The sequence below is a fragment of the Nesterenkonia sp. PF2B19 genome (assembly GCF_001758425.2).
GTDB classification, from domain to species: domain Bacteria; phylum Actinomycetota; class Actinomycetes; order Actinomycetales; family Micrococcaceae; genus Nesterenkonia; species Nesterenkonia aethiopica.
The window spans coordinates 1-17613 of the sequence record NZ_MDSS02000005.1 but is presented as its reverse complement, the minus strand read 5'-3'; the positions used below and the strand labels follow the sequence as shown (position 1 = coordinate 17613).

Annotated in this window: 15 protein-coding genes and 1 pseudogene; 13 read left to right on the top strand and 3 right to left on the bottom strand. The window is 69.6% G+C overall.

Annotated elements, in window-relative coordinates:
• Nucleotides 1-144: 144 nt before the first annotated feature.
• On the bottom strand, nucleotides 145-834 hold the full coding sequence (locus BCY76_RS02345; protein ID WP_070161718.1) for a lysophospholipid acyltransferase family protein: 690 nt from the start codon (nucleotides 832-834) through the stop codon (nucleotides 145-147).
• A gap of 122 nt (nucleotides 835-956) precedes the next feature.
• Between BCY76_RS02345 and BCY76_RS02340 the strand changes: the two genes are divergently transcribed.
• The 4 genes from BCY76_RS02340 to BCY76_RS02325 all read left to right on the top strand — a co-directional run bounded on the left by BCY76_RS02340 (nucleotide 957) and on the right by BCY76_RS02325 (nucleotide 5637).
• Nucleotides 957-1748: an alpha/beta hydrolase gene (locus BCY76_RS02340; RefSeq protein WP_085437117.1), complete on the top strand. Its 792-nt coding sequence runs from the start codon at nucleotides 957-959 to the stop codon at nucleotides 1746-1748.
• Nucleotides 1745-2110: a hypothetical protein gene (locus BCY76_RS02335; RefSeq protein ID WP_070161713.1), complete on the top strand. Its 366-nt coding sequence runs from the start codon at nucleotides 1745-1747 to the stop codon at nucleotides 2108-2110. Before BCY76_RS02340 ends, BCY76_RS02335 begins: the two co-directional genes overlap by 4 nt.
• A gap of 180 nt (nucleotides 2111-2290) precedes the next feature.
• Nucleotides 2291-4114: an AMP-dependent synthetase/ligase gene (locus BCY76_RS02330; protein WP_085437115.1), complete on the top strand. Its 1824-nt coding sequence runs from the start codon at nucleotides 2291-2293 to the stop codon at nucleotides 4112-4114.
• Between the two features lie 152 nt (nucleotides 4115-4266).
• Entirely contained in the window at nucleotides 4267-5637 is a 1371-nt protein-coding gene (locus tag BCY76_RS02325; protein ID WP_070161711.1) for a class II 3-deoxy-7-phosphoheptulonate synthase, read from the top strand.
• 57 nt (nucleotides 5638-5694) lie between these two features.
• Here BCY76_RS02325 and BCY76_RS18460 read toward each other — a convergent pair whose 3' ends face one another.
• Both BCY76_RS18460 and BCY76_RS02315 read right to left on the bottom strand, forming a co-directional pair.
• The gene (locus BCY76_RS18460; protein WP_085437114.1) at nucleotides 5695-7407 is read right to left on the bottom strand and encodes a protein kinase domain-containing protein; all 1713 of its coding nucleotides are present in this window, start codon (nucleotides 7405-7407) and stop codon (nucleotides 5695-5697) included.
• Between the two features lie 31 nt (nucleotides 7408-7438).
• Nucleotides 7439-8542, bottom strand: coding sequence for a polyprenyl synthetase family protein (locus tag BCY76_RS02315; protein WP_139827571.1), 1104 nt, complete (start codon nucleotides 8540-8542; stop codon nucleotides 7439-7441).
• Between the two features lie 26 nt (nucleotides 8543-8568).
• Here BCY76_RS02315 and BCY76_RS20190 point away from each other — a divergent pair.
• From BCY76_RS20190 to BCY76_RS02280, 9 genes and pseudogenes are all read left to right on the top strand, one after another.
• A pseudogene (locus BCY76_RS20190) lies at nucleotides 8569-9188 on the top strand (Y-family DNA polymerase); the annotation flags it as partial.
• Between the two features lie 81 nt (nucleotides 9189-9269).
• Complete coding sequence (locus BCY76_RS20185) at nucleotides 9270-10013, top strand: DNA polymerase Y family protein (RefSeq protein WP_336581745.1); 744 nt, start codon at nucleotides 9270-9272, stop codon at nucleotides 10011-10013.
• A 307-nt stretch (nucleotides 10014-10320) separates the two neighbouring features.
• On the top strand, nucleotides 10321-10728 hold the full coding sequence (locus BCY76_RS02305; RefSeq protein WP_085437113.1) for a DUF3040 domain-containing protein: 408 nt from the start codon (nucleotides 10321-10323) through the stop codon (nucleotides 10726-10728).
• A gap of 792 nt (nucleotides 10729-11520) precedes the next feature.
• On the top strand, nucleotides 11521-11952 hold the full coding sequence (mraZ, locus tag BCY76_RS02300; protein WP_070161768.1) for a division/cell wall cluster transcriptional repressor MraZ: 432 nt from the start codon (nucleotides 11521-11523) through the stop codon (nucleotides 11950-11952).
• A gap of 200 nt (nucleotides 11953-12152) precedes the next feature.
• Nucleotides 12153-13157, top strand: a complete 1005-nt coding sequence (gene rsmH / locus BCY76_RS02295) for a 16S rRNA (cytosine(1402)-N(4))-methyltransferase RsmH (RefSeq protein ID WP_070161707.1) — start codon at nucleotides 12153-12155, stop codon at nucleotides 13155-13157.
• A complete protein-coding gene (locus BCY76_RS02290) occupies nucleotides 13154-13819 on the top strand; it encodes a hypothetical protein (protein WP_070161698.1) in 666 nt (221 codons plus the stop codon). The genes rsmH and BCY76_RS02290 overlap by 4 nt, the downstream gene beginning before the upstream one ends.
• 131 nt (nucleotides 13820-13950) lie before the next feature.
• Complete coding sequence (locus BCY76_RS02285; protein ID WP_070161696.1) at nucleotides 13951-15705, top strand: peptidoglycan D,D-transpeptidase FtsI family protein; 1755 nt, start codon at nucleotides 13951-13953, stop codon at nucleotides 15703-15705.
• Nucleotides 15706-15893: 188 nt separating this feature from the next.
• Entirely contained in the window at nucleotides 15894-16475 is a 582-nt protein-coding gene (locus BCY76_RS18825; protein ID WP_070161694.1) for a Mur ligase domain-containing protein, read from the top strand.
• On the top strand, nucleotides 16424-17605 hold the full coding sequence (locus BCY76_RS02280) for a Mur ligase family protein (RefSeq protein WP_336581790.1): 1182 nt from the start codon (nucleotides 16424-16426) through the stop codon (nucleotides 17603-17605). The genes BCY76_RS18825 and BCY76_RS02280 overlap by 52 nt, the downstream gene beginning before the upstream one ends.
• Nucleotides 17606-17613 lie beyond the last annotated feature (8 nt).

The window sequence follows — 17613 nt, the reverse complement described above, 5'->3', positions numbered from 1 at the left end:
ATCGGCCGACCCGAGGGCGTCTGGCCCGAGGATGACCGGCCGCCGAGCGCCGCTCGTGCGACGACGCCGGGGAGCCCCAACGGGGCTCCCCGGCGTCGTCGTGTCGGCGTCGTCCAGACCGCGGACCGGTGCGGGGCCCTGGTGTCAGCCTTCCCCAGACTCCATGCGCCGCTTCACATCGGCCGCATACTTGTCCACGTACTCCTGCCCGGAGAGGCGCATGATCTGATACATGATCTCGTCGGTCACCGCCCGTTGGGCGAAGCGGTCCTCGGCGTTGTCGTGATAGGCCTCGAAGGTCAGCGGCTCCCCGATGATCACGCCCACCCGGCGGATCGACGGGAGCTTCTTGCCGATGGGCTGGACCTTGTCCGTCCCGATCATCGCCACCGGGATGACCGGGACCTGGGTCCGCAGGGCGAGACGGGCGACGCCGAGCTTGCCCCGGTACAGGCGTCCGTCCGGGCTGCGCGTACCTTCCGGATAGATGCCCAGCAGGGCGCCCTCGCGCAGGGCGCGCTCTCCGGCGTTGAGCGAGTCCTGGCTGGCTCGCCCTCCGGAGCGGTCCATGGGAATCTGCCCCGTGATGTCGAAGAACTTCCTGGTCACCCAGCCGGTGGGCCCCTGCTTGACGAAGTAGTCCTTCTTGGCGAGGAAGCGCACCGGTCGGGGGACCTTCACCGGCAGGAAGACGGAGTCCGAGAAGGACAGGTGGTTCGAGGCGAGGATCGCCGCACCCTCCTCCGGAATGTTGTCCAGCCCCTTGACCCAGGGGCGGAAGACGGCGTTGACCGCCGGGCCGACGGCGAAGGTCTTCGCGACGTAGTAGAACACGGGCCGAGGAGTCCTTCCTGGGCGGACAGGGGCAGTGACGACCGGAGAGGGCGGACCGCGCAGGGGCCACGTCCTCATCCGAGCTCCACTGTAGTGCGTGGACCAGCGGCTACTGTGGTGCCATGCCTCACACGCGTGATGATCCCGAGCGGCCCGAGCCGGGCGCACCCGGAGTCCTCCTGCTCCACGGCTTCACCTCCACGCCCGCCTCGATGGAGCCGGTGGCCCAGGTGCTCCGAGAGGCGGGATACGCCGTCGAGGTGCCCCTTCTGCCGGGGCACGGCACGCGATGGGAGGACCTGAATGCTACGTCTGCGGGGGAGATTCTGCGCGCTGCCCTCGCGGGCTGGGACCGCCTGGCGGCGCGACGGTCGCACGTCGCCGTCGTCGGACTCTCCATGGGTGGTGCGCTGGCGATGCATGTGGCCGCCCGGCGCGCGCCCTTCGCGGCCGTCACCATCAATCCCTGCCTGCGGCTCAAGCCCCTGCAGCTCGGGTTCGCTCGACTGGCCGGGGGAGTCCTGCCCTCAGTGGCGCCCGTGGCGGGCGACATCGCCAAACCTGGGGTGGTGGAGGAGGCCTATGACCGCACCCCCGTACGCGGCGTCGCCGTTCTCGGGCGGATCGTCGCCCACGTTCGTCGGGAGCTCGACCTCGTCCGCGCACCGGTGCTGCTGCTGAGATCGGCGACGGACAATGTCCTTCCTCGGGCCTCAGCCGATACTCTGGTGCACAGGATGGATCCGGGGAACCTGACCCAGGTGGTGCTGGAGCGCTCGCTCCACGTCGCCACCCTGGACCATGACGCCGACGCCGTCGGTCGGCTGACGCTCGAGTTCCTCGCCGCCGCGCGACGGGGCGAGGCGGAGGCGGGCCAGCCTATGACGCCGACACTCTCAGGGGAGGACGCATGACCCGACACCGTGATGACGAGCCCAGTGCCATCTTCAGCCGTGGAGGAGGTTCTCGGCCCGTGGGCCGAGCAGGCCAGGGGCCGCGCGACTGGTCCGTGGACCACGAAGCGCTCGAGGAGATCGACGACTTCCGGCCGCCCAATCCACGCAATCCGCTGGCCGGCGCCAAACCGGGGGTCGTACTCGGCGCCGTGCTGGCCGTCGGAGGACTCGTGGCTCTCCTGGTGCTGACCTGGCTGCCGGCGACGATGCCGTCCTGGACGGCCCCCGTGCTGATCGGTGTCATTCTGGCCGGCCTGGTCACCCTGTTCCTGCAGATGCCGCGCCACCGCAGCGGATCCGGCGACGGCGCGCAGGTGTAGTCGGACGCCTGAGGCCCGGACGCGCAGCGGGTCCGGAGCCCACGTGGACAGGACCCCGGTCGACTCATTAGTGTGAGTCGCACCACAAGGTCGTTACTACCTAGTAGAAATACCGGTCGGGGGCAGGCAACGAGCTCCCGGCCCGCCCCGGTCCGTCGACAGAGACAGAGGAGTCCCGTCGTGAAGGAAAACGTCGTTCCCCCGGCCATCGAGGTCCCTGCGGAGCTGAACACCACTGACCTGCTGGAGCGCCAGGTCGAGCAGGACCCGACCAACGTGCTCTTCGGGCGACAGCTGTCCCCGGGGGAATGGACCGACGTGACGGCCCGGGAGTTCCGCGACGACGTCGTGGCCCTGGCCAAGGGTCTTGTCGCTCGGGGCATCGATGAGGGCGGGCGGGTCGCGATCATGGCCCCGACCCGCTACGAGTGGACTCTGCTCGACTTCGCGATCTGGTACGCCGGCTGCATCACTGTGCCGATCTACGAGACGTCCTCGCCGGCGCAGGTGGCCTGGATCGTCGAGGACTCCGAGGTCAGCCTCGTCGTCGTGGATTCGGCCTCCCATGAGAAGGTCGTCGATCGCGCGGTCTCGCAGGAGAAGCTGCAGATCCCGGCCGGCGTGCTCCGTCTGGACAACGACGACCTGGATCAGCTGCGGGCGGCCGGGGCCGAGGTGGAGGACGCGGCGATCGAGCGACGGCGCTCGCGGGCGGGCCTGTCCGATCTCGCCACGATCATCTACACCTCCGGGACCACCGGCCGTCCGAAGGGCTGCGAACTCACCCACGGGAACTTCACCGAGCTGTCTCTGCAGACCACGCACTCGTTGGGGCACGTGGTCAACAAGGACTCCTCCACGGTGCTGTTCATCCCGCTGGCCCACGTCTTCGCCCGGTTCATCTCGGTGCTGTCCGTGGCGGCAGGCACCAGAGTCGGCCATACGGCCGACATCAAGGAGCTGGTGGACGACCTCGGCACCTTCCGGCCCACGTTCCTGCTGGCCGTGCCGCGCGTGTTCGAGAAGATCTACAACGCCGCGATGATGAAGGCCGAGTCCGAGGGCAAGGGCGGAATCTTCACCAAGGCGGCGCAGACGGCGATCGACTGGTCGAAGGCTCAGCAGGCCGGCAAGGTCCCCTTCGGGCTGAACTTGAAGCACAAGCTGTTCTCCAAGCTGGTCTACTCCAAGCTGCATGCCCGGATGGGAGGGCGGGTGACGCATGCCGTCTCGGGCGGCAGTCCGCTCGGGGCGCGGCTGGGGCACTTCTTCCACGGCATCGGGGTGATGATCATGGAAGGCTACGGTCTCACCGAGACCACCGCCCCGATCACGGTCAACACGCCGGAGAACTACAGGATCGGCACCGTCGGAGTTCCCCTGCCGGGCTGTGCCGTCCGGATCGCCGACGACGGCGAGGTGCTGGGCAAGGGCGTCTGCGTCTTCAGCGGCTACCGCAATCGCCCTGAGCTCAAGGACGAGGCCTTCACCGAGGACGGCTGGTTCCGCACCGGCGACCTGGGGTCGCTGGACGATGACGGCTTCCTGACCATCACCGGGCGGAAGAAGGAGATCCTGGTGACGGCGGCGGGCAAGAACGTCGCCCCGGCCCAGCTGGAGGACCAGATCCGTGCGGACGCGATCGTCTCCCAGGTGGTCGTCGTCGGCGACGGGCGACCGTTCGTCGCCGCTCTGGTGACCTTGGACGGAGAGACGCTGCCGCAGTGGCTCGAGCGGCACGGGATCGACCCGGAGACGCCCATGGGAGAGCTCATCCGGCGGGAGGAGATCGTTGCGCACGTCCAGTCGGTGGTGGATCGGGCCAACGAGTCGGTCTCCCGCGCGGAGTCGATCCGCACGTTCCGGCTCCTGGAGGAGGACTTCACGATCGAGTCCGGCCATCTGACGCCGTCGATGAAGATCAAGCGTCCGAGCGTCATGAAGGACTACGCGGAGGTCGTCGACGACCTGTATGCCCAGGCGGCCGCCGACCGGAAGGACTGACCCGGGGATCGGCGGGCGCGGCGGCCGGCCCAGGGCTGTGGCGCGTCAGTCCAGAATCTGGACTGCCCATGGTCGCATTGGGCCGGCCGCCGACGCCGGGCTAGGCTGGTGACGTGACTACTACGCCAGAGAAGACCCCCGTCCAGACCCCGTTGACCGCGCCCGGAGAGATCCTCCACACCGGTGCCGCCGACTATCCGGGTCTCGACGAGTGGCGCCGACTGCCGATCAGACAGCAGCCGGACTGGCGTGACCACCCGGACTTCGACGCCGCCGTCGGTGAACTCTCCTCGAACCCTCCGCTGGTCTTCGCCGGTGAGGTGGACAAGCTGAAGCGACGGCTGGCCAAGGTGGCTCAGGGCGAGGCCTTCCTCCTGCAGGGCGGTGACTGCGCCGAGACCTTCGCGGGTGCGACCGCCGACAAGATCAGCGCTCGGGTGAAGACTCTGCTGCAGATGGCCGTGGTGCTGACGTACGGCGCTTCATTGCCCGTGGTGAAGATGGGCCGCATGGCCGGCCAGTTCGCCAAGCCCCGTTCCTCGGACATGGAGACCCGGGGGGAGGTGACCCTGCCGAGCTTCCGTGGGGAGATCATCAACGGGTTCGACTTCACCGAGGAGAGCAGGCACCCGGACCCCAAGCGGATGGTGCAGGCCTACCACACCTCTGCGGCCACGCTGAACCTGGTGCGGGCCTTCACCGAGGGCGGATTCGCCGACCTGCGGGCCGTCCAGCAGTGGAACAAAGGCTTCATGGAGAACCCTGCCCACGCGCGCTATGAGTCCATCGCCGGCGAGATCGACCGCGCCGTGAGGTTCATGGAGGCCTGCGGGGCCGACTTCGACGGTCTGAAGCGCACCGAGTTCTACGCCGCCCATGAGGCGCTGCTGCTCGACTATGAGCGCGCACTGACCCGTATCGACTCCCGCACCGGCGAGCCGTATGTGACCTCCGGGCACTTCGTGTGGATCGGAGAGCGCACCCGCGAGCTTGACGGCGCACACGTGGACTACCTCTCCCGAGTGCACAACCCTCTGGGCGTGAAGCTGGGCCCGGGCACCACCCCGGAGGACGCCCTCGCACTGATCGACAAGCTCGACCCGCAGCGCGAGCCGGGTCGACTGACCTTCATCACGCGGATGGGGGCCAAGAACATCCGGGAGAAGCTTCCGCCGCTGGTCGAGGCCGTCCGGGACTCGGGGGCGAAGGTCGTCTGGGTCACCGACCCGATGCACGGCAACACCATCACCGCCAAGAACGGCTACAAGACGCGGCAGTTCGACGATGTCATGGACGAGGTCCGCGGCTTCTTCGAGGTGCATCGCTCCCTGGGCACCTACCCCGGTGGCCTGCACGTGGAGATGACCGGTGACGACGTCGCCGAGTGTCTCGGCGGTTCGGACATCATCGACGAGTCGGCCTTCGACTCTCGCTACGAGTCGCTGTGCGACCCCCGACTGAACCACAAGCAGTCCCTTGAGATGGCCTTCCTGGTGGCGGAGGCGCTCACCCAGGTGAAGTGATCTGATCCCTGCCGTCGCCACCTCGCCCGGCCTGCCCGTGTGGGCGGGCCGGGCGTCTCAGTCGCCCCGGAGCAGCTCGGCCAGCAGCGCCGAGGGCTCGGGGGCGTCGCCGTCTCCGAGGCTGGGGATCAGGTCCGGACTGAGCCCCAGATACCAGGCGAAGAGCACCAGCAGAGCACCGCAGATCATGATCACGGCGATCGTCAGCCAGGTGCGTGTGGGCGTCGGCCGGTCCAGGTCCACCAGCGGTCGCTGGCGTCTGCGCCGATCATCGCCGGACGATCCCGTGCGTCGACGCAGCCAGGTGGCCGGTCCACGCGCGAAGGTCCCGTCCTCGTGATCGGCGTCCCCCGCCTCCGGGTCTCGAACGGGCCGTGGAGCGCCGACCGCGGAGAACTCCGACGTCGGCTCGGCCGGCCCGTGGCCGGAGGAGGTGGGCCGTACCGGCGACATCACCGACGTCGCCTCGTCCTGCGGGCCGGAGGCGAGGGCCTGCTCACCGTCCTGGCCGGCGCCCGAGAGGTCCTCAGTGCCTACGTCGCCCTCGCCGGTGGCCTCCGGCAGGCGGAAGGCCTCGGTGGGAACCTCGGCCACGGTCTGTCGTTCGTCCTCATCGAGGGTGGCACCGGAGCGGGCATGCAGCAGGGCTGCGGCCACGTCGTCGTCCCAAGCGTCCGATTCCACGCGGGTGGGGAACTCCTCCTGGGCGCTGAGCGCGACGGTGGCGTCAGGATCCTGGGGAGTGGGGCCTGCGCCGGCGTCCGTCGGTGAAGCGTCCGATCCCGTCCGAGTCTCGGCCCCCTCGCCCGGTGCGGAGGGGAGCGCAGATCCCTCGGCCCCGGGGATGACCGCCGTGCCGGCGGGATCGGCCCCCGGGCGCAGCTCTTCGGCGGGGTGGTCTGCGCCGACCGGCTGATGGTCCAGCTCCTCGTTGGTCAGTCCTTCGCGGCACCTGACCACCAGTGCGAGCAGCTCGTCGGCATGCTTGGGCCGTTCCTCGACGGCGGGGCGTGTGGCCGCCCGGACGATCTCGTCCAGCGCGGAGGAGAGCCCGGGCACCGTGGATGAGGGCGCAGGGACGGTGGAGTTCACGTGCTGGAAGGCCACCCGGACCGGGGAGTCCCCGGTGTAGGGCTGCACGCCGGTGAGCATCTCATAGAGCAGGATCCCCACGGCGTAGATGTCCGCCCGTTCGTCGGCGCCCTCCCCGGAGAGGAGCTCGGGGGAGATGTAGGCGACTGTGCCCATGAGCGTGCTGGTGCCCGAGTGGTGGGTGGCGGCCCGGGCGAGCCCGAAGTCGGCGAGTTTGATCCGTCCGTCGCGGGAGACGAGCACGTTCTCCGGTTTGATGTCGCGGTGCACCAGCCCCGCCCGGTGGGCGGCGCCGAGGCCCTGCAGGATGGCTTCCGCGTAGGTCAGTGCCAGCCGAGGAGTCATGGGGCCGCGTTTGAGCAGCGTCCGCAGCGTCGCTCCGGGGACGTGCTCCATGACCAGGTAGGCGGTCTCTCGGGTCTGGCCCTGGTCCAGGACCTGGACGACGTTCGGATGCGAGATCAGGGCAGCGTTGCGAGCCTCCTGTTCGAAGCGCTCGACGACCTTGCGGTCCTCCGCCATGTGCGGGAAGAGCACCTTGAGGGCGACGTGACGGCCCAGGCGGGCGTCGCGCGCCAGATAGACCGTGGACATGCCGCCGCGGGCCACCCGGTCTTCGATCTCGTAACGTCCGTCGACGGTGGTGCCGATCCACGGATCCGACTGTTCGGTGCTCACTGGGTCCAGCCTAGCGAAGTCCCGGCGGTGCTCATCGGTTGCGCCGCACCAGTCGGTCGCTGACCTCCTGGAAGTCGTCGAGCACGTCCTCGGCGACGCCGGCACCTCGCAGCCTGGCGACCTCTGCGGCGCTGGTCTCCAGCAGGCCGTCGATGGTGCGCTCCACCTCGGCGACGGCGCCCGAGGCGGTGAGGATCTCCCGTGCCCTGGCCACGGCGTCCGCGGAGAGCTCAGGGTCACCGAGCATGGTCTCCAGCTCGGCCGCGTCGTCCGCGGAGGAGCGGAAGAGGCCGTAGGCGATGAGCTCGGTCCGTTTGCCCTCACGGAGATCGTCTCCCACGGGCTTTCCGGTGGTCTCGGGATCGCCGAAGACGCCGAGCAGGTCGTCGCGCAGCTGGAACGCCTCGCCCACGGGCAGCGCGGCGGCGGCCAGACCGCTGCGCAGGGCCTCAGGCGCACCAGCCAGCGCCGAGCCCAGGACGACGGGGTGCTCGGTCGAGTACCGGGCCGCCTTGTAACGCACGACCCGGCGAGCTCGGTCGATCGCCTGGGCCTCATCGGGGGCGGGCCCGGCCACTTCGGCCAGGACATCGAGGTACTGGCCGGAGATCACCTGTGTGTGCATCTGCTGGAAGCTCCGGCGCGCCGCGTGCAGAGGTTCCTCGGCGCCGTGGAGCGTCGTGGCCTCGACGAGTGCCCCGGCGAAGGACTCACCTGCCCAGGACAGCGCCAGATCGCCGGTGAGGATGGCGGCCGCGGTGCCGAAGTGCCCCTCGTCCCCGGCCAGACGCTCGTCGCGGTGCAGGGTCTCGAACCGGCGATGCGTGCTGGGCAGTCCCCGGCGCGTGTCGGAGCGGTCGATGACGTCGTCATGGACGAGGGCGGCCGCCTGGAAGAGCTCCAAGGACACACAGAGGCTGTCCAGCGCCGGGTGGGAGGCCGCGTCACCGCCGGCGGCCCGCCATCCCAACCACGCCAGCACGGGGCGGAGTCGTTTGCCGCCGCGTGCCATCGCCTCCAGGGAGTCGGCCAGCGGGGCGGCCTCCGGAGCGATGGCGGCCACCTCGGACCTGTGGGAGCTCAGCTGGGCGGCGACGCAGGCGGTGACGTGGGCGATGAAGTCCGAAGTCCGCACGCGGGAGACCTCCTGGTGGTGGGGCGATGGGGCCGGGGACGCCGGGTGGCCGGCGCGGCGGATGCCAGCCTATCCGGTCCGCCGAGTTCTGCCAGGGTCTGTCGGGAGGCGGCCGGTGCGCTGTCGGGGACTCGGCTGGGGGCGGGAGCTGTGGGGCGGCGGAGCGGGTGAGGCGACGGGCGTCACGTGTCGGAGGACCTGAGTACTCTGGGAGCATGCAGGCACAGCGCACCCGGCAGCCGGAGCGGACGCCCCGGGTCCTGGCCCATGTCGACATGGACGCCTACTTCGTCGAGGTGGAGCTGCTGGATCGCCCTGAGCTGCGCGGCCGCAAGCTCATCGTGGCCCAGGACTCTGGACGCTCGGTCGTGCTCTCGGCCTCCTACGAGGCCCGCGCCGACGGTGTCCGCTCCGCAATGCCGCTGGCCCGAGCAAGGCAGCTCAGCCCGCAGGCGCTGGTGCTGGCCCCGCATCAGTCCCGTTACCGTGAGATCTCCCAGGAGATCATGACGTACTTCTCTACGGTGACGGACACGGTGGAGCAGCTCAGCGTCGACGAAGCCTTCCTGGACCTCACCGGCGCCCGACGGCGACTGGGGTCTCCGGCGGAGATCGGAGCCGGATTCGTCGAGAGATCCGGGAGATCTTCGGGCTCCCTTGCACGGTCGGCATCGCGGACCGCAAGTTCATCGCCAAGATCGCCTCCACCAGGGCCAAGCCGGACGGAATGCTTGTGGTGCCGCCGGCGCGGCGCCTGGAGTTCCTGCACAGCCTGCCGGTGAGGGCGCTGTGGGGAGTGGGCGGACGCACGGCAGAAGTGTTGGAAGGCCTGGGGGTCACCACCGTACGACAGCTGGCGGAGACGCCTGAGGACCTGCTTCGTCGGCGGTTGGGCGTCGCCGGCGCACAGCTGAGACGCCTGGCCTGGGGAGACGACGAACGGGAGGTGGAGACTCAGCGCGAGGAGAAGAGCATCGGTGCGGAGGAGACGTTCGCTGAGGACGTGTCGTCGACGGAGACGCTGCACGAGGAGATTCTGCGGCTCAGCCATCGCATCGCGGCCCGGCTCCGCGCGGCAGGGCTGTCGGCGCAGGGCGTCAGCCTGAAGCTGCGGTATCGCGACTTCGAGACTCTGACTCGCAGCACCACACTGACCCACCCGACGCAGTCGGCGCTGACCATCCGTACCCGGGCTGCGGGCCTTCTGGATCGTCTGGGAGCCCGCCCCCAGCCGGTCCGGCTCATCGGTGTGCGGGCTGAGCGGCTCAGCCGCGAAGGGGGTGCGCTGCAGCTCAGCTTCGACCGCGCGGAGACCAACTGGATCGATGCGGAGAACGTCTTGGATGCGGTGGCGCGCCGGTTTCCGGGAGCCGCCGTGGGTCCTGCCTCGCTGCTGCGTCCCGAGGGGCACGGCAGCGAGGAGGGGACCAGCCAGGGCAGACCGAGCGGCCGTGACGCGGGCACGGAGTGATCCCTGCTGAGCCGGCCCGGCGGCAGTGTGACAGCCTCTCAGCGGAACCTCTGGGCCGTGTGCGACGCGAAGGCCCTCGGCGCCGCGGTGCAGCAGCCGCTCAGGTTCGCACCCGCTACGACCTGGGAGGGGAGCGAGTCTGAACGCCCGCTGGACGGACGGTCACAGCACGGTCACGGGGCGGATCACAGCTAGGTCTCGGGCGTGGCGAGACGGTAGAATGAGATTCCAGGCGAACCAGCTTGGACGCTGGGCGAAGAAGGACGTCCAGGGACAGCGACCGCCGGCGACTGCAAGGAGCCTCACGATGCCACTCTCGGAGCGAGAACAGCGCATGCTGAAGGAACTGGAGGAGCAGCTCCAGTCTGAGGATCCCAGCTTCGCGACCTCGATGCAGGAAGTCCCCACCGGGAAGGTGAACATCCGGAACCTGGTGCTGGGCCTTCTCGTGGCCGTGCTGGGTCTCGTCGTCCTGCTCTTCAGCATCTACAGCCAGTGGATTCCGGTCGGCGTCGTCGGATTCCTCGTCATGGGTGCGGGTGTCTACTTCGCGACCACCGGTGGGGCCAACAGTGGCGGGTCATCCCGCGGCGGCTCCGGCGGCGACGGCGGCGGGGGAGGCGGAGGCGGCCCCCGCGGCACGACTCCGAGCCCGTCGGGCTCGTTCATGAGCGGCCTCGAGCAGCGCTGGGAAGAGCGGCGTCGTCAGGAATGACGCCGCGTCACCGGTCGCGTGCCGTCGCCACGGCGTCGGCCGTGAGTGAGGCGTGAGCGACCGTCCCGCGGGACAGCGGCTGATCCGAGCGACTCCGCGACCTCCGCAGCTCACCGTGTGAAGGCACATGGCGCGCGGGACGGTGCCCCGTTCGGCGGCGTCGCGTGAGATGGCTGTGATATCGCAAGCCCTCCTGGGAACTCTCCCGGGAGGGCTTTCCTGTGCCTGCGGGCCACGCGGCGGGGTGGAAGACGCGCGAGGTGATCGGGGCCCTGGGTGAACGAGGCCCTGGGTGAACGAGGCCCTGGGTGAACGAGTCCGTGGGTGAACGAGGTGCTGGGTGGCACTGGATCATGCCCTGGGTGACCTGCGCTGCTCGTGCATGGTCGCGATCCGCCGTGTCCCGTCCCGGTGACCGGCGCTCTTCGCCGTCCTCCTCCACTTTCCTCCACCTTTCCTCCACTGTCGCGGTCTCAGGACCCCCGCGCCGTGGTCTCCGGGGCGTCAGATGCCGGCTCGAGCCCGTGTCCGGGCTGCTGCGTCCCGTCCGCGGAGGTGCGGGGAGCACAGGGTCCTCCACCTCCCTCCACTGCGCCCCACGGCTCAGATCCTCACGAAACTGCAGGTCAGAAGGATTCATGGGCTGCTCGGCGCCGTCGGTGGGGGTTGTCGAGGCGACGCGTGGGGGCGATTGGGTTGAAAGTGGGGGAAAGTGGGGTAAAGTGGAGGGCGTCAGAGGGAAGAGGGTTCCTGGAGGGCGAGACTGCACGGACATGTGAGGCGGTGGGCGCTGTGTTCCTCGGCACCTACACCCCGCGCATGGACGAGAAGGGTCGTCTGATCCTGCCCGCGAAATACCGTGACGAGCTGGCCGACGGCCTGGTCCTCACCCGCGGGCAGGAGCGGTGCATCTACGTGTTCAGCACGGACGAGTTCCAGAACGTGCACCGGCAGATGCGACAGGCCCCACTGACCTCTCGGCAGGCACGTGACTACATCCGCGTGTTCCTCTCCGGAGCTTCGGACGAGGCTCCGGACAAGCAGGGCCGCATCACGATTCCGGCGGCGCTGCGGGAGTACGCGGGACTCGATCGTGATGTCACGGTGATCGGTGCGGGGGACCGTGCCGAGATCTGGGACAGCGCGGCATGGAACTCCTACCTGGAGGAGAAGGAGTCCGAGTTCTCGTCGACCGACGAGGAGGCGATCCCCGGAATCTTCTAGGAGCACGGTCCAGGTGCACGGCGTCCCGAAGGCGCCGCAGCGGACCGAACACCGTGCGAAACGACGAACAGGCGAGAGGGTCCTTGGGCGAGTTCTCCAGCCGCTCCGAAGGCATCCTGACATCTCTTCCCCGGTGTCAGGCGGCCTCGGCGCGGAGGGGGAGCTGGATCAAGGATCCTCTCCGGCATCTGGAGGCGAACATGGCTGAGCGGGCCACCGGCGACCGGCACGTCCCGGTCCTGCGCGACCGCTGCATCGAGCTGCTGCTCGGCGGCGTGGCTGCGGTCCGTGCCGCCGGCCGTCGGCCCGTGGTCATCGACGCGACGCTGGGCATGGGCGGGCACACCGAGGCGCTCCTGGCGGCCGACGAGGACGTCCGGGTCATCGGTCTCGATCGCGACACCGAGGCGCTTGCGCTGGCCGGTGACCGCCTGGCTGTCCACGGCGACCGGTTCCGCGGCGTTCGTACCGTCTACGACCGTGCGGACGAGGTCGCCCGTGAGCAGCTGAGCTCCGACGAGGGTCTCGCCGGGGTCCTGTTCGACCTCGGCGTCTCCTCCCTGCAGCTGGACGAGGCCGATCGTGGGTTCGCCTATTCCTACGATGCCCCGCTGGACATGCGCATGGACGCCGCCGAGGACTCCGCGGATGAGACCGCCGCCGAGCTCCTGGCGCGGATCCCCGAGCCGGAGCTGCGCCGGATTCTCAAGGAGTACGGCGAGGAGCGCTTCTCCGGGCGCATCGCCGGGCGCATCGTCGCGCGCCGCGCCGAGCGCCCCTTCCTGACCACCGGTGACCTGGCCGCCGTCGTCGATGCCGCGGTGCCCGCCGCGAGCAAGCGGACCGGCGGACACCCCGCCAAGCGGACGTTCCAGGCTCTGCGCATCGCCGTCAACCGGGAGCTCGACGTCCTCGAGGACGCGGTCCCGCGAGCCATGGACGCGCTCGACCTCGGTGGTCGCCTCGTGGTGCTCAGCTACCACTCTCTGGAGGATCGGCTGGTCAAGCAGGCCGTCGCCGCACGGACGAAGTCCTCCGCGCCGCCCGGCCTCCCGGTGGAGCTGGAGGAACACCGACCGACGTTTCGGGCGGTCACCCGGGGCGCGGAGGTCCCGGATGCCACAGAGATGGCGGAGAACCCGCGAGCCGCCTCCGCGAAACTGCGATCAGCTGAGAAGATCAGGGCGAGGAGGACCACGCGATGAGCACACAGGCTGTTCCCGAGTGGGAACTGTCAGCGACGCCCTCACCGGACGAGAAGCCGTCGTCTCTGGGCACCGCAGCACCGACGCTGCGGGCCCTGCCCAAGGTGCGTCGGCGCCACCGCGGTCTCACGGCGGGCATCATCGCTCTGATGGTGGCTGCCCTCGCCGTCGTCCTCGCGATCAACATCCACGTCTCCAACACCCAGTACCGCGTGGTGGAACTCACGCAGCAGCACCAGCTCCTCACCCAGCAGAACCAGGCTCTCGAGCAGCAGGTCCTGCACCTGCAGTCACCCCAGGTGCTCTCTGACAACGCCGTCTCTCTGGGCATGGTCATGCCTGCGGCAGCGGGCGCCTTCGAACTGGACGGCGGGACCGTCACTGGTCCCGCAGAGGCCGCCGACTCGTCCGACCGGCCCTCGAGCTTCGTCTCCACCCCGGTCCAGCCGGGAGATGAGGCCGCGCCCTCCCTGGACGTCGCAGAGGAGGCCGGCGGGGCGCCTGCCGGCTTGCTCGGCTCCGGCGCGTTGAACACCCTGACCCAGCCGACCCCGGGGCACAATGGTCAGCAGGCGGACAGCGAGTCCGCCGCCGACGACGGACGCGGGTTCAGCCCCGACCGGCTCAATGGCGGGACGATCCCCGCGCCCGGCCTCGACTGACCAGCCGGCCGGCCGTCTGTCCCGCCGGCGTCCTCACCGGACGCCGACCGACGAGCAGATCCCGGAGGTCCGCAGCAGCGATGGTGACGACTCAGAGCGTGGACGATCGTCGCACGCGTGATGGACGACTCATGTCCCAGCGCATGCGCATCGGACTCGCCGCCCTCGTCGCTCTGCTGCTCGTCCTCGGGGTGCGCCTCTTCCACGTCCAGGGGCTCGATCCCTCGGGCCATGCGCAGGCCGCCGTGTCCGAACGCCTCCGCAGCGTGCCCCTTCCCGCCGAGCGCGGTGAGATCCTCGACGTCGACGGGCGCACGCTGGCGACCAGCGTCCAGCGCTACGACCTGGTCGTCGATCAGCGGCTCATCGATGACTTCCGGGTCCGGGACGAGGTCACTGGGCTGTGGACGACGATGCCGTTGGAGACTGCGATCTCCGACCTGGCCTCGATCCTGGATGCGGAGCCGGAAGACCTGGCCGAGCGCATGGAGGGAGATCGGGCCTACTCCGTGGTCGCCCGGTCCGTGACCCCCGACGAACGCAGCAGGGCCTTGGATCTGGACATCCCTGGCCTGTACGCGGAGCCGGTCTCCCAACGGACCTATCCTGCGGGTGCCGTCGCCGGATCGATCCTCGGGTTCGTGGGCTCCGACGGCACTCCGCTGGACGGCATCGAGCTCGCCCAGGACTCGGCGCTGTCCGGCACGGACGGTGAGCGCACGTTCGAGATCGCCGGCGACGGGGTGAGGATCCCCACGGCCACGTTCGAGGAGATTCCGGCCGAGGACGGGCAGGACGTGCGCCTGACCATCGACCAGGACCTGCAGTGGTTCGCCCAGGAGGCCATCGCTCAGAAGGCCAACGAGTACAGCGCCCTGTGGGGCAATGTGACCGTGATGGACGTGCGGACCGGAGAGATCATGGCCATGGCCGACTCCGAGACGGTGGACCCGGCCGATCCCGGGGCCACGGACGAGCTGTTCCGCCGACCGCTGGCCCTGACCCAGGACTTCGAGCCCGGCTCCACAGGCAAGGGGATCACCTTCGCTGCGGCGCTCGAAGAGGGAGCGGTGGCGCCCACCGACGCGTTCACGGTGCCGAACCGGCAGGAGTTCGACGGCCAGGTGATCAATGACTCGATGCGGCACGAGACCTTCGACATGACGGCGGCCGGCATCTTCGCCCGTTCCTACAACACCGGCACGGTCATGATCGGCAACGAGCTCACGGAGCAGGAACGCTATGACTGGATGCGGCGGGTCGGCATCGGCGAGGACATCGACGTCGGCCTGACCTCGTCCGCGACGTCGGTTCTGCGCTCCCCGGAGGAGTGGGACGCCAGGCAGCCCTTCACGACCCAGTTCGGCCAGGGGTACACGACGACGGTCCTGCACAACATCAGTCAGTTCCAGACCTTCGCCAACGACGGCGTCCGCGTGGACCCCCAGCTCATCGACGCCTACATCGATCCGGACGGATCCGAGCACCCCGTCGAGAGCGGTTCGGAGAGGATCTTCTCCTCGGAGACCTCGCAGGAGATGCTCAAGCTGATGGAGGGCGTGGTGGACCACGGGACCGCCACGGGCGCCCAGATCCCGGGCTATCGTGTGGGCGGGAAGACCGGTACCGGGCAGGCGGCCGGAGAGGGCGGCGGCTTCGACGGGCATACGACGTCCTTCATCGGGGTCGCCCCGTTGGACGACCCGCAGTATCTGGTGGCCGTCACAGTGCATCGGCCCCAGGGCGAATGGCGGGATTGGACCGTGGTGGACACGTTCTCCGAGGTGATGTCCCACGTCCTGAGCACGCGGAACGTCCCGCCGTCGGGCGAGGAGTCGGAGTCCTACGACGCCTTCACCGGTGACGACCAGGACCGGCCATGGTGACTCGGTCCGACGGCGCCTGCGTCCCCCTGCAGGGCGCTGACGGGGCATCACGGCGGGTGTCATGCATATCGCATCGTGCCGGCGAGGCCGTCGGCGCCGAGCCGTGATACAACTTTCAACGGTCCGGCCCACAGGCGGAACCACCCCTCATCCCCCATGATCATCGACCGACCGGAACGAGAGGCCCGATGCCCAGCTCACACACCCCGCTCTCCGTCGCGGAGCAGGACAGCGTGTTCAGGCCCCGCCACGTGGCGGGAACCACGGTGGGTCGACTGGCCGAGGAACTTCAGGCGACGGGCCATGAGCCGCTGCTGACTCCGGTGGGTCGGCGCGAGCACGAGACGCTGCTCACGGGTGCGGCGATGAATCCCCACGCCGTGGGGGAAGGTGACCTCTTCGTCGCCGTCAGCGGCGCCCGCGCCCACGGCGCGGACTTCATCCGTCAGGCGGTGGAGGCCGGGGCGACGGCCGTGCTGACCGACGCCGCCGGCGCGGACAAGGTGCGTGAGCAGGTCGGGTATCGGCTCCCGGTGCTGCAGGTGGAGGACGTCCGCCAGGCCGCGGGCCCCGCCGCCGCGGTGATCTACGGAAACACGCAGGACTCGGGGCCGTCCCTGTTCGGTGTGACCGGAACGAACGGGAAGACCACCACCACGTACTTCCTGCGCTCCCTGCTCGATACGCTGCACGGGAGGCGAGGACGGCGCACCGGCTCATCGGCACCATCGAGATCAGTGCTGGCCAGGAGACGATCCCCTCGCAGCTGACCACGCCGGAGGCGGTGCAGCTGCACAGCCTCATGGCGCTCTTCCGGGAGCGTGACGTCGCCGCGGCCGCCATGGAGGTCTCCTCCCATGCGATCAGCTATCGGCGCACGGCGGGGCTCCACTACGACGTCGCCGGCTTCACGAACCTCACCCAGGACCACCTGGACCTGCACGGGTCCATGGAGGAGTATTTCGCCACCAAGGCCGAGCTGTTCACCCGCCGCAGGACGAGGACGTCCGTGATCACGGTGGACGACCCGTGGGGCCATCAGATGGCCTCGGTGGCCACCGGCCGGGTCGTCACCCTGGCCACGGCGGGCCAGGCCGCGGAGGTGGACTGGGAGGTGGTCGACGTCGCGCCCGACGGCATGGGGCATCGCTTCACCCTCCATCACGCCCGCAGCGGGGCACGCATCAGAACCCGTACCGGCCTGCCGGGACTCTTCAACGTCTCCAACGCCGCACTGGCGGCTGTCATGGTCCTTGAGGCTCCGGATGTGCCCTTCACCCGCGAGGAGGTCGTCGACGCCCTTGAATCGGACCCGTTCACCATCTCCGTGCCGGGCCGGATGCAGGTCATCTGCGAGTCGCCGGCGGCGATCGTGGACTTCGCCCACAACCCGGATGCGATGATCCGCACCCTTGACGCAGTGGCCGCCACGAAGGGGGAGGGCCGGATCATTCTGGTCATCGGCGCCGCGGGCGATCGGGACCGTTCGAAGCGTCCCACCATGGGTGCGATCGCCGTCCGCATGGCCGATCATGTCATCGTCAGCGACGACGACCCCCACGGCGAGGACCCGGCACAGATCCGGGACGACGTCATGGCGGGGGCCCGTGAGGCCGTGGAGTCCGGTGGGCTGACCACTGTTCTGGAGGAGATCTGGCCGCGGGCCGAGGCGATCGAACGGGCCGTGGCCTCGGCGTCGCCGCGGGACACGGTGATCCTGGCCGGGCGCGGCCATGAGATCCACCAGGACTTCGACGGCGACCACCGACCGATCGACGATCGCGTCGAGCTCCGCGAGGCGCTGCTGCGCCATGGTCACCGGCCTCTGGAGATCCAGGACTGCACGGCCCAGGACAGCACGCCGTCCGGCCGTGCCCACGCGCCGGACGACGCCGGCTGAGCCCGCCC